Origin of the sequence: Nocardia brevicatena NBRC 12119, assembly GCF_000308495.1 — a bacterium.
GTDB classification, from domain to species: Bacteria; Actinomycetota; Actinomycetes; order Mycobacteriales; family Mycobacteriaceae; genus Nocardia; species Nocardia brevicatena.
The window spans coordinates 118,621-129,840 of the sequence record NZ_BAFU01000001.1 but is presented as its reverse complement, the minus strand read 5'-3'; the positions used below and the strand labels follow the sequence as shown (position 1 = coordinate 129,840).

Genomic DNA, 11,220 nt, shown 5'->3' with positions numbered 1-11,220 from the left:
AAGAGAAGGGCCCAAAGCTGAGCCTCGTTCCGTGGTGGACGGGATTCGGTTGTGATGTCGCGGCCGGATTCGGGTAATCGGTAGAACTGCTGTCACCACGTAAACGCGATTTCATCGGCCCAGGTCAGGCATCTGGCGGGGTTGGTGGCCGCCAACTCCTGGCGGTTCGCCCAGACGGTGAAGGAGACCAGCGCCGACAGGCGCCGGTTCCACGTCGCGGCCCGCAGCAGTGTTCCACCGGTGCATCGCTATGGCAGCTCAGAACACCCGCAGCCTGCCCGGGTTCCAGAGACCGGAGCGTGTGGCGGTCCCGGTTTCCAATTCCGCCGGGCCGGCCTCGTAGTACTGGTCGTAGCGTTCCAGCGAACCCCAGTCCCGCGCCCAGTCGTCACGCAGGTAGGTGGGAACGGTGACCGACTTCGCCAGCATCTGCGAGAAGCCGAGCGGCCCACCGAACTCCTGGGCCTGCCAGGTGTTGGTGGAGCTCACCGCCAGCGGCCGGTCGGGCAGGATGCGGTAGCGGGGCACTTCGGCCACACCGTTGCGGTGGTAGAACGGCCGCTGGCAGGGGAACTGCAGGCCCACCGCCCAGTCCAGCAGGATCGGCTGCTCGGAGCCGAGGTAGCTGTTGATCGTCTGCAGTCTCGGCACCCGCGGCGGGGTGAAGGCCAGCCACTGGTCGCCGATCAGAATCGGGTCGTTGGCGACAATGCGCACCGCATCGGCCTCGGGTGCGAGCTCGTCCAACGGCACCCGCAGATTCCGCCACGACGGGAACGGACCGATATCGCGCGGCAGGTAGGTGCCCAGCGCCGTGACCGTACCGTCGGACTGCCGTGTGCCGTATTCCACCACGAGCGACTGGCCGTACTGCATGGCGCCGGTGTCGTCATAGGACAGGATGCGGCCCGCCGCACTGATCACCACCAGCGGCGCGTCCGGCGAACGCTCGGGCAGGGCGTACCAGCTCGAGGTGAGATGCGCCGGCTGCTGCACCCCGTCCTGGTAACTGCCCAGCACAGGAGTGGTGGCCGGGTTCAGGCCGAACGGCAGCGCGACCGTGCTGCCGTTCACACCGAGCGCACCGTGGCCGCCCCCGGTGCCCGCGCTCTGTCCCTCCGCGAACGCCGCACCCACCGACTGGGTGGAGGTATTGCCGGTACCCGGCTTCACCTCGACGGCATCGGCGGACAGATCGTCGGGCACCCCATTGGGATCGAAGCCCACCGGATCGACACCGGCCAGCGGGTCGTTCGGATCGGTGGGCGGATTCGCCGGGTCGACGATCGGCTGCAGGAGCCCGGCATTCGGATCGGTCTCCACCAGAACATCGGTGGCCAGACCGCAGGACTCGCCGGTGAGCGCGTCGATGTTCGAGCGGGCCAGTGAATACGCCGGATACTGCGAATAGGCGCCTTTCGCCAGCGATAGCACCTCGAACAGCACCATGGCCGCGGCCACCAGCGTCAACGGGATGGCGGCGAATTTGCGGATCCGCCGACCGCGCGTGGTACGCGGCGAACTCGGCGGTTTGGCATACCCCTCGCGCAGCGAATGCCAGGCCACCAGAACCAGTGCCAACCCGAACAGGATCAGCACCGCGGTATTGGACTGGTAGCCGCTCAACGACACCCGCTTGTCGAACCACGGAACACCGTAGCTGGACACATACCAGTACCCGTTGATCCCGGAGAACGCCACGGCCAGCACGAACAGCAGACCGGCCAGGAAGATCGCCCGATTCTTGCGCGCCCGCAGCGCCGTCGCCGACACCGCCACCGCGGTCACCGCCGCCAACGAACCGGCGATACCCGCGTACGCGCCGAAGTGGTGCGTCCACTTCGTCGGGTTGAACATCATGAAGAAGATCGTTCCGTAGACCACGCCCATCAACCGCCAGGTCGGGGCGGTGGCGATACCCGGCACCCGGCGCCTGCGCAGCAGCACCAGCATCGTGGTGAACAGGCACAGCAGCATCACCAGGAACGCGAACCGGCGCGACAGCGAACCGTCGACGGTTTCCACGAACAGGTAGTAGTAACGCAGGTAGTCCTCATACCAGGCCAGGTTCGGACCGGTCAGCTGCCGCACCCGGTTGGCCTCCATGATCCCGGCGAAGGTCTGGTCGGTGAACACCACGGTCAGCACCAGGACCCCGGCCGCGGCGATCGGCGCCAACAGTGCCGCCGTGCCATGTTCGCGATGCCGGCGCACCACGAGCCGGGTTATCGGACGGATACCGGCCAGCAACGCCGCCACACACATCAGGCCCGTCGGCGCCGCCGCCAGGGTGAACGCCGCCACCAGCACCGCGACGGCGGCGGGCAGCAGGCGGGCGGTGGCGATGGCCCGTTCGATCGACACCCAGGTCAGCAGGGCGCCCAGCGCGACGATCGGCTCGGAACGCAGACCGTTGTCGTAGGGCAGCCAGAACGCCAGGAAGACCAGGCCACCGGTCCACAGCGGGACACTGCCGAACCGCAGCTGCACCGCGCGGCTACCGCGCATACCGCGCAGGCCCCGGCCCAAACGCGGCACCACCTCGCGGCTGATCAGCATCCAGCACAGGATTCCGCAGACCAGTGCCGGCAGGCGCACCCACGGGCTGGCGGTGGAGACCTCCGCGAACAGCTGGATCACGTCGTAGTACCAGCCGAACGGCGCCTCCGGCACGCCGTACCAGCGGAAATAGTTGGCCATATAGCCGGCGTCCGGGGCCACCCGGACCATGCTCAGGATGTAGCCGTCGTCGGAGGTATTGGCGCCGATGAAATGCCAGAGCACCAGGGTGCCGATCACCGCGGCATCCGCCCAGGTCGGTTTGAACCAGTTCGCCGGGAAGAACCGGCGATGTCCGCGGCCGTCGCTGGTGTCCAGCCGGGCCAGCGCACCCAGCGCGATAAGCGTGCACAACACCGCGGCGATCATCGCGACCAGCTTGATCAGCGTCGGGCTGGAGCTGAACCGGGTGTCGATCGTCATATCGAACGCCAGACCCTCGGGTACGGCGCCCGACAGATCGGTGAACACGCCCACCACCTGCGGACGCAGGTCGCCGAGCAGCTCCCCCTCGAGTGGGTCGCCCGCGTCGGTGGTCAGACCCTGGAACGTCGCGTGGGTACGGTCGATATCGGAGCCGATGGTGATGGACGAACAGTCGGACATATCCTCCCGCGGAGCCGAGGCGACGACCGCGTTGCGGTCCACCACGTCGACGGAGGTCGCCGAGACCCGCACGAACAGCGCCTCCAGCGCCGCCCGGTCGCCCTGCGGCGGCGCGGTGGCCAGCAGCATGCCGCCCTGCGGGGGCAGCTGCTGTACCGTCGCGCAGGGAATGCTCGCCGTGAGCTCGGTCGGCACCTGCGACATCAGCGGCGCCTGTACGTTGCCGAGCACCCCGTGCTGCGGCCAACTCAGTGTCGCCGTTGTCCGGACGACCGGCAGAAACGGCGTCGCCAGTGCGAACAAGGCCCCCAACGCTCCCAAGACCACGGCGACGAAGCGCGCTACCCGGAAGTCCTTGGGTGAGACCGTCGTGGGTTCGGGCGAAGTCTTCGTCGGTACTGCAATGGCGACTCCTGACACGGCTAGCCATGCTAGCCGGGCCGGTGTGCTCCGGTCGGACCAACTACACCGGACACGCGGAATCGTGGGTTATCCAAGGGGCTCGCCCGGGTAAAGGGAAGTGGGTATCTCCGGCAGAATCGGCGCCGAAACACCCCCGAATGCGAGGGGTTGTGTGGCGGTAATGGAAAGGTAGAGGCATGACCAAGGTGAATCTCGAGACGAACTTCGGCACCATAGGCCTCCAGTTGGACGAGGCGAAGGCGCCCAACACCGTGCGCAATTTCGTGGAATACGTGAAATCCGGGCACTACGACGGCACGATCTTCCACCGCGTCATCCCGGGCTTCATGGTCCAGGGTGGCGGCTTCACCGGCGAAATGCAGCAGAAGCCCACCCAGGCGCCCATCCAGAACGAGGCGGCCAACGGGCTGAAGAACAACAAGTACACCGTCGCCATGGCGCGGACCAACGATCCACATTCGGCCACCGCCCAGTTCTTCATCAACGTCGCCGACAACGACTTCCTCAACCACACCCAGCCGTCGGGCCAGGGTTGGGGTTATGCGGTGTTCGGCACCGTCACCGAGGGCACCGATGTGGTGGACCGGATCGCGGGGGTGTCCACCTCGTCGAAGGGCATGCACCAGGATGTCCCGGTCGAGAACGTGGTGATCGAGTCGGCGAATATCGCCGGCTGATGGCATCGCTCGGTTCGGGCCCGCGCGGATGATCGCCGGGTCCGGGCCGGTGCCGGCGGACCGGCCGGCTCGGTACCGAGCGCGGCGGGATCCTCTTACAACGGCAGCAGATGGTGCTTGCGCGGGTTGCGGATGACCTTCTTGTCGCGCAGCAGGCGCAGAGCCCTGCGCAGCTCCAGCCGGGTCGTCGACGGCTCGATGACGGCGTCGATGAAACCGCGCTCGGCCGCCACCCACGGCGTCGCCACGGTGGTGTTGTAGAAGTCGATCATCTGCTGTCGGACGGCTGCCTTCCGATCATCGGGTGCCGCGGCGATCTGTCGGGCGCCGATCAGGCTCACCGCGCTCTCCGCGCCCATGACGGCGATCCGCGCGGTCGGCCATGCCAGGTTCACATCGGCGCCCAGCTGTTTGGAACCCATCACGGCATACCCACCGCCGTAGGCCTTGCGGACCACCACGGTCACCTTCGGCACCGTCGCCTCCACGAAGGCGAACAGGAATCGGCCACCGCGCTTGATGACGCCGATCTTCTCCTGTTCCACACCCGGCAGGAAGCCGGGGGTGTCGACGACGAACACCAGCGGAATCTCGAACGCGTCGCACAGCCGCACGAAATGCGAGGCCTTGTCCGCCGCCCGGGCGTCCAGGGCACCCGCGTACACCATCGGCTGGTTGGCCACCACACCCACGCTGCGGCCGTCCACCCGGGCGAAGCCGGTGATGATATTGCGCCCGGATTCGGCGGCGAACTCGTGGAAGGCGCCGTCGTCGAAGATCCGCAGCAGGATCTCGTGCATATCGTAGCCGGCGTTATCGGCGTCCGGGATCATCGAATCCAGTTCCCGGTCCGTTTCGGTGATCTCCGGTTCCATACCGGGATTCACGATCGGCGGCAGTTCCTGGCAGCTGGTCGGCATATAGGACAGGTATTCGCGCACCCATCGGAAGGCGGCCTGCTCGTCCTTGGCGACATGATGGATATTGCCGTACTGGGCCTGGCTGTGTGCGCCGCCGAGCTCTTCCAGGCTCACGTCTTCGCCGGTCACCTCGCGGATCACCTTGGGACCGGTGACGAACATGGACGCGTCCTCGGTCGCCACCACCACATCGGTGTTGATCGGCGAATACACCGCGCCGCCCGCGCATTTGCCCAGGATCAGCGAGATGGTCGGCACCATGCCCGACAGCGGTTCCTGGCGCTTGCCCAGTTCGGCGTACCAGGCCAGCGAGGACACCGCCTCCTGCACCCGGGCCCCGCCGGAGTCGTTGATGCCGACCATCGGGCAGCCGACCTTGGCCGCGTACTCCATGATCGCGGCGACCTTGCGACCGAACATCTCACCCACCGAACCGCCGTAGACGGTCTGATCGTGCGAGAACACCGCGACCGGACGTCCGTCGACCAGCCCGTGGCCGGTCACCACACCGTCGCCGTACAGTGCCGACGGGTCACCGGGACGCCGGACCAGCGCGCCGACCTCCACGAAGGTGCCCGGATCGAGCAGCATATCGATCCGCTCGCGGGCGCTGGGAATCCCCTTCTTCGCCCGCTTGGCCACGCCGGCTTCTCCCGCCGGTTCCTGGGCCAGCTCCAGACGCTTGCGCAGATCGGCGAGTTTCTCGGCGGTAGTGCTCACTTGCTCCCTTTCGCGACCACGCCCCCCCGTGTGCTGATTTCCGCGAGTTTAGCGGTCAGATCGGCACCGATCCGGCCGATGCGTGGCTCATCGATGATCTGGAGGTGGTCTCCGGGGATGTGGACGATCTCCAGGTTCGGCAGGTACTCGTCCCACCCGCCGTTGGGCCGCCGATGGGCGTAGCGGGGTTCGAGTTCGATCGCGCCGTCGTGATAGCGATCGGCCAGGTAGAGCACGACGTCACCGTCGTAGTGGGTCGGTTGCACCTGTTGTAGCGCGCGGTTCTCGATCCACGAGGTCTTCTGATGTTCGAGGACGCCGCCGGGAATCTTGGCGCCGGTCATCCTGATCAGGTCGGAGATCATCTTGAACTGCTCCTCATCGGACGCCTCCGCGAGTTCCCGCAGCTGCTCCGGGCCCAGTTCGCCCTCCACCCCGTAGGTCTTCTTGGCGAAGGCCTGGTAGCGCTCCATCCGGGCGATCCGCTCGGCCGGGCTGTTGTCCTCCGGCTCGGTGGGGATCGCCAGATCGATCAATCCGACGACCCGGACATCGGCGCCCTCGGACCGCAGGATCTGGGCGGCCGCCATGGCCAGAACCGCGCCCAACGACCACCCGTACAGCACATACGGTCCCTCGCCCTGGATTTTGCGCAGCTCGGGCACGTACTGGCGGGCCCGTTCCTCGATCGACCCCTCCACCCGTTCGAACCCGTACATCGGGGTGTCGGCGGGTAGACGCTTGAGCAGCGGCTCGTAGACCAGCGTATTGCCGCCGGCGGGATGGAAGACGAAGACCGGAACGGCGGTAGACCCCTCGGGGCGGGCGCGCAGCGGACGGATGAAACCGTCCACATCGGCACCGCTGTCCTGCAGGGTGCGCACGATATCGGCGAGCTCTTCGATGGTTTCGGAGTCGAGCACATCGTCGACGGTGATCTCGGCGCCCACCCGCTCGGTGAGCCGGGCCGCCAGCTTCTCGGCGGTGTCCTCGTCCAGGATCGGGAGGGTGTTGAAGATACCCCCGGCCGACTTACCGGTGACCACGGCCCACGTGGCGAAGGTCAGCCGTTCCGCGGCGTCGCGCGGGGGGACATTGCCGTCGGCGGAACCGGTCTCCGGAGCACCACCGAACAGCGCGGCGGCCTCGGCGGCCGGAACGGACTGCTCGGCAACGGTTTCCGTCGAATCCGGAGCGGATTCCGCGGGGGTTTCGACCGTTTCGGCACTCGCGGCGGCGTCCTCGGCACCTCCCGTTCCATGGGTCAGGGCGGCGACCGGGTCCGAACCCGCTTCCATGGCGGCCTTGGCGGCGGCGACGAAACTGTCGTCCACGGTCAGGCCGCCCGATTCTCCGGCGGCGCGGGCGGCGGCCTGCTGATCGGCCATGGCCTGCACCTGGTCGCGGTGCTCGATGGCGTAGCGCAACACCTTGCCGACCTCGTGCAGGCTGGCATCGCGTACCGCCGACACCTGCAACTGGGGGATATCGAATTCGTATTCGACCCGGTTCTTGATCCGCATGGCCATGAGCGAATCCAGACCGAGCTCCATGAGCGGGATCTCCATGGGTAGGTCCTCGACGGCGTAACCCATGGATTCGGCCACAATCAGCGCCAGACGTTCCTCGACGGTCTGGCCGCTGCGGGGGTCCCAGCGTTCGCCGAAGCCCGCGGTGTCCGGCACCGCCGCGGCCGGTGCATCGGCGAGCGGAGCGGACTTCGGCGCGGCAACGACTTCGGCGGAAGAGGCGGTTGGAGCGCCGCCGGCGGTGACGACCGCGTCGAACAGCAGCCGGAACACGGCTTCTTCCCGAGCATGGACCTGCACCGAGGCACCGCCCGGATGGGGGGTGAGTGTCGTGGTCAGCGTGCCCGCCGCGGGAACCGCGCCGTGCGCGACGGTCGCACCCACCGAGACATCGGTGAGCACCTGCGCCGCGGCCGCGCGCACCAGCACCACCGGATCGGTGACCGCGGACGCCGGTACCTCCCAGACGTGCCGGCCGTCCGGCAGCGCGACATGCGCACCGGGCAGCCGGGAATTGCCCCCGCTGGAGACGAAGGCGCGGGTCTTGGGCCAATACGGCTTACGGACGAAGGCAGTCCGCGGGATGTCGGCGTAATCGCCCGCGGGCAGCAGCGACGTCAGGTCCACCGAATGGCCGTGCACATACAGCTGCGCCAACGCGGCGATGACGCCGGCCGATTCGTCTTCCTTGCGCTTGAGCGTGGGGATCAACTGCGCGTCGTGCAGTCCGGCGGCGAAGGTGGTGCCCAGCACCTGCATCAGCGCAACGGAATTCGGCGCCAGCTCCAGGAAGGTGGTGATCCCGCTGTCGACCGCCAGCTTGACCGCATTGGTGAAGTACACGCTGTGGCGCATGTTCTTCACCCAGTAGTCCACGGTGTGTACCGGGTCGTGGCCGGGGCGATAGTACTGGTCCTTGTCGACCGTGGAGTACAGGCCGACCTCCAACTTGGTCGGTTCGATACCGGCCAGCTCGGCGGCCAATTCGCCCAGCAGCGGGTCCATCTGTGAGGTGTGCCCGGCGCCGCGGGTCTGCAGGACACGGGAGAATTTGCCCGCCTTCTCGACCCGCGCGACAATCGCCGCCACCTGGTCCACCGGACCACCGATCACGGTGTTGGTCGGCGCCGCGTACACCGCGACCTCGACATCGGGGAATTCGTCGAGCAGCGCCTCGACCTCGGTGGCGCTGTACTCCACCAGGGCCATATTGCGCACATCGGCGTCGCTGAGCATCTGCTCGCCCTCACCCATCAGACGCGAGCGGGCGCAGATCACCCGCACCGCGTCCTCGAGCGGCAGACCGCCCGCGATATAGGCGCCGGCGACCTCGCCCATCGAATGACCGACCACGGCGGCCGGTTCGGCCCCGTGCGCGCGCAGCAGCGCGGCCAGGCCGAGCTGGATGGTGAAGATACCGACCTGGGAGGTCCCGACGTCGTAGTCCTGGGCGTCGTCCAGGATCATCTCGCGCGCCGAATAGCCGGCCTCGTCCTGCACCAGCTCGTCGACCTCGTCGACGGCGCGGCGGAAGATCGCGTTCTCCCGGTAGAGCTGTTTGCCCATCTTGCGGTGTTGGGCGCCGAAACCGGCCATCACCCACATCGGCCCCTGCGCGGCCGGGGCGTCGGCGGTGAACACCCCCGGCCCCGGTTTGCCCGCGGCGACGGCACGCAGCCCGGCGACGGCCTCCTCGTGCGTCTTGGCCAGCACGACACCGCGGGAGCGCCAGTGGCTGCGCTTGGCCAGCGACCGCGCCACATCCTCGAGCGGAGTACGGCGACCCTCCTCGGTTTCCAGCCAGTCGGCCAGGTCCGCGGCGGCGCGACGGCGGCGCGACGGCAGATACCCCGAGACCGCGAGGATCACCGGCAGCGGCTCTTCCCGGTCGGTCGACCATTCCGGTTCGGGCGCTTCGGATTTCGCCGCGGCACTCGCGGCGATGACCGCCTCGGCCCCGTCGACCGCGCCGGCCGTCTCGAGATCCGCGGAACCGGTTTCCGCGGTCTCGGTCGCGGCGGCGGGCACATACTCCTGCAGCACGATATGCGCGTTCGTACCGCCGAACCCGAAACCGGAGATGCCGACGGTCGCGACCCCGCTGTAGCGCGGGAACTCCGTCGGCTCGTCGACAACCTTCAGCCGGGCCTGCTCGAAGGGGATATACGGATTGGGGCCGGCGAAGTTGATATTCGGCGGCAGCACATTGTGCTGGAATGCCATGACCACCTTGGCCAGGCTCGCCGCACCCGCACCGGATTCCAAATGGCCGAAGTTGGTCTTGGCCGAGCCGAGCAGTGCGGGTTTATCAACATCACGCCCATGGCCCACCACCCGGGCCAGGGCATCGGCCTCGATGGGATCACCGAGCAGAGTGCCGGTGCCGTGCGCTTCGATGTAGTCCACGGTGGACGGCACGATTCCCGCGTCGCGGTAGGCCCGACGCAGCACATCCGCCTGTGCGTCCGGGTTCGGTGCGACCAGACCGTTGGAACGACCGTCACTGTTGATCGCGGAGCCCTTGACGACGGCGAGGACGCGGTCACCGTCGCGTTCGGCGTCGGCCAATCGCTTGAGCACCACCAGGCCGGCGCCCTCGGAGCGGACCATGCCGTCGGCATCGGAGGAGAACGCCTTGATCCGCCCCTCCGCCGACACCGCCCCGATCTTGTCGAAACCGAGTGTGGTCATCGGCATGAGCAGTATGTTCACCCCGCCGGCCAGCGCAATGTCTGCATCGCCGTCACGTAGCGCGCGGACCGCCTGGTGCACGGCGACCATGGTGGACGAGCAGGCGGTGTCGATGGCCACCGACGGCCCACGGAAGTCGAAGAAGTAGGACACCCGGTTGGCGATGATGCTCGTCGAGCTGCCCGTGATCGCGTACGCCTGAGCCGAGGCCGGGACATCGGGGCTTTGTTCACCCAGGCCGAGCGCGGAGATCATCTGGAAGTCGTTGGTGGAACTGCCGATGAACACACCGACCGACTCACCCTTGAGCTCGCTCGCCGGAATGCGGGCGTGCTCGAGCGCCTCCCAGGTGAGCTCCATCATCAGCCGCTGCTGCGGATCGACGCGCTCCACCTCGACCGGCGACATGGCGAAGAACTCCGCGTCGAAGCCGGTGATCACGTCCTGGCCCAGATAGCCGCCGCGGGTATTGCCCTCGGCGACGGCCTGGGCCAGGTCCGGCTCATCCAGGAACTCCGCCCACCGCCCCGGTGGCAGATCACGGATCGCGTCACCGCGATTGATCAGGAACTCCCAGGTCGACTCCGGGGTGTCACCGGCGCCCGGCAGTCGGGTGGACAGGCCGACGATGGCGATATCGCGCTGCTCGCCCGGCGTGTACCCGGCGGTGTAGAACAGATCGTCCGATGCCTCGGCGGGCAGTTCCGGGTCGCCGTTGACGATCACATCGGCCAGCGAGGCGATGGTCGGATGCTGGTACACAACAGTCGCGTTCAGCACCACCCCGGTCAGTTCCTCGATATCGCCGCCGAGGGCGAGGGCGTCGCGGGAGGCCAGCCCGAACTCCTCCATGGGCCGGTCCACCGTGATGTTCTCCAGCGGTTGGCCCGTGGCCTCGGCCACCCAGCGCCGCAGCCACTCTCGGAGCTCGGCCACCGTGAGCTCGGTATTCGCGCCGGACGACGGCGCGTCCGTACCGGTCCCGTCGGCACTCGCCGGCCCGGGAAGGTTCTCGGTCGTCTCGTGGGGCGTGCCCTCGTTCTCAGCCATCAGTCCTCAAGCTACCTGTTGATGTACGGCACGCGGGGTGTGGTC

Annotated in this window: 4 protein-coding genes; 1 reads left to right on the top strand and 3 read right to left on the bottom strand. The window is 67.7% G+C overall.

Going from position 1 to position 11,220, the window contains the following annotated elements; translation table 11 throughout:
* Window positions 1–258: 258 nt before the first annotated feature.
* Window positions 259–3,585, bottom strand: coding sequence for an arabinosyltransferase domain-containing protein (locus ON20_RS00535; RefSeq protein ID WP_040832787.1), 3,327 nt, complete (start codon window positions 3,583–3,585; stop codon window positions 259–261).
* 179 nt (window positions 3,586–3,764) lie between these two features.
* On the opposite strand from ON20_RS00535, the gene ON20_RS00530 reads away from it, so the two are divergent.
* On the top strand, window positions 3,765–4,265 hold the full coding sequence (locus tag ON20_RS00530; RefSeq protein WP_040832786.1) for a peptidylprolyl isomerase: 501 nt from the start codon (window positions 3,765–3,767) through the stop codon (window positions 4,263–4,265).
* A 95-nt stretch (window positions 4,266–4,360) separates the two neighbouring features.
* Here ON20_RS00530 and ON20_RS00525 read toward each other — a convergent pair whose 3' ends face one another.
* Both ON20_RS00525 and pks13 read right to left on the bottom strand, forming a co-directional pair.
* Window positions 4,361–5,905, bottom strand: coding sequence for an acyl-CoA carboxylase subunit beta (locus ON20_RS00525; RefSeq protein WP_040832785.1), 1,545 nt, complete (start codon window positions 5,903–5,905; stop codon window positions 4,361–4,363).
* The gene (gene pks13 / locus ON20_RS00520; RefSeq protein ID WP_040832784.1) at window positions 5,902–11,175 is read right to left on the bottom strand and encodes a polyketide synthase Pks13; all 5,274 of its coding nucleotides are present in this window, start codon (window positions 11,173–11,175) and stop codon (window positions 5,902–5,904) included. The genes ON20_RS00525 and pks13 overlap by 4 nt, the downstream gene beginning before the upstream one ends.
* Between the last annotated feature and the right edge of the window lie 45 nt (window positions 11,176–11,220).

Excerpts from the sequence above, each read along its gene's own strand:
- ON20_RS00530 (WP_040832786.1), top strand. The coding sequence starts at position 3,765 with ATGACCAAGGTGAATCTCGAGACGAACTTCGGCACCATAGGCCTCCAG.
- pks13 (WP_040832784.1), bottom strand. The coding sequence starts at position 11,175 with ATGGCTGAGAACGAGGGCACGCCCCACGAGACGACCGAGAACCTTCCC.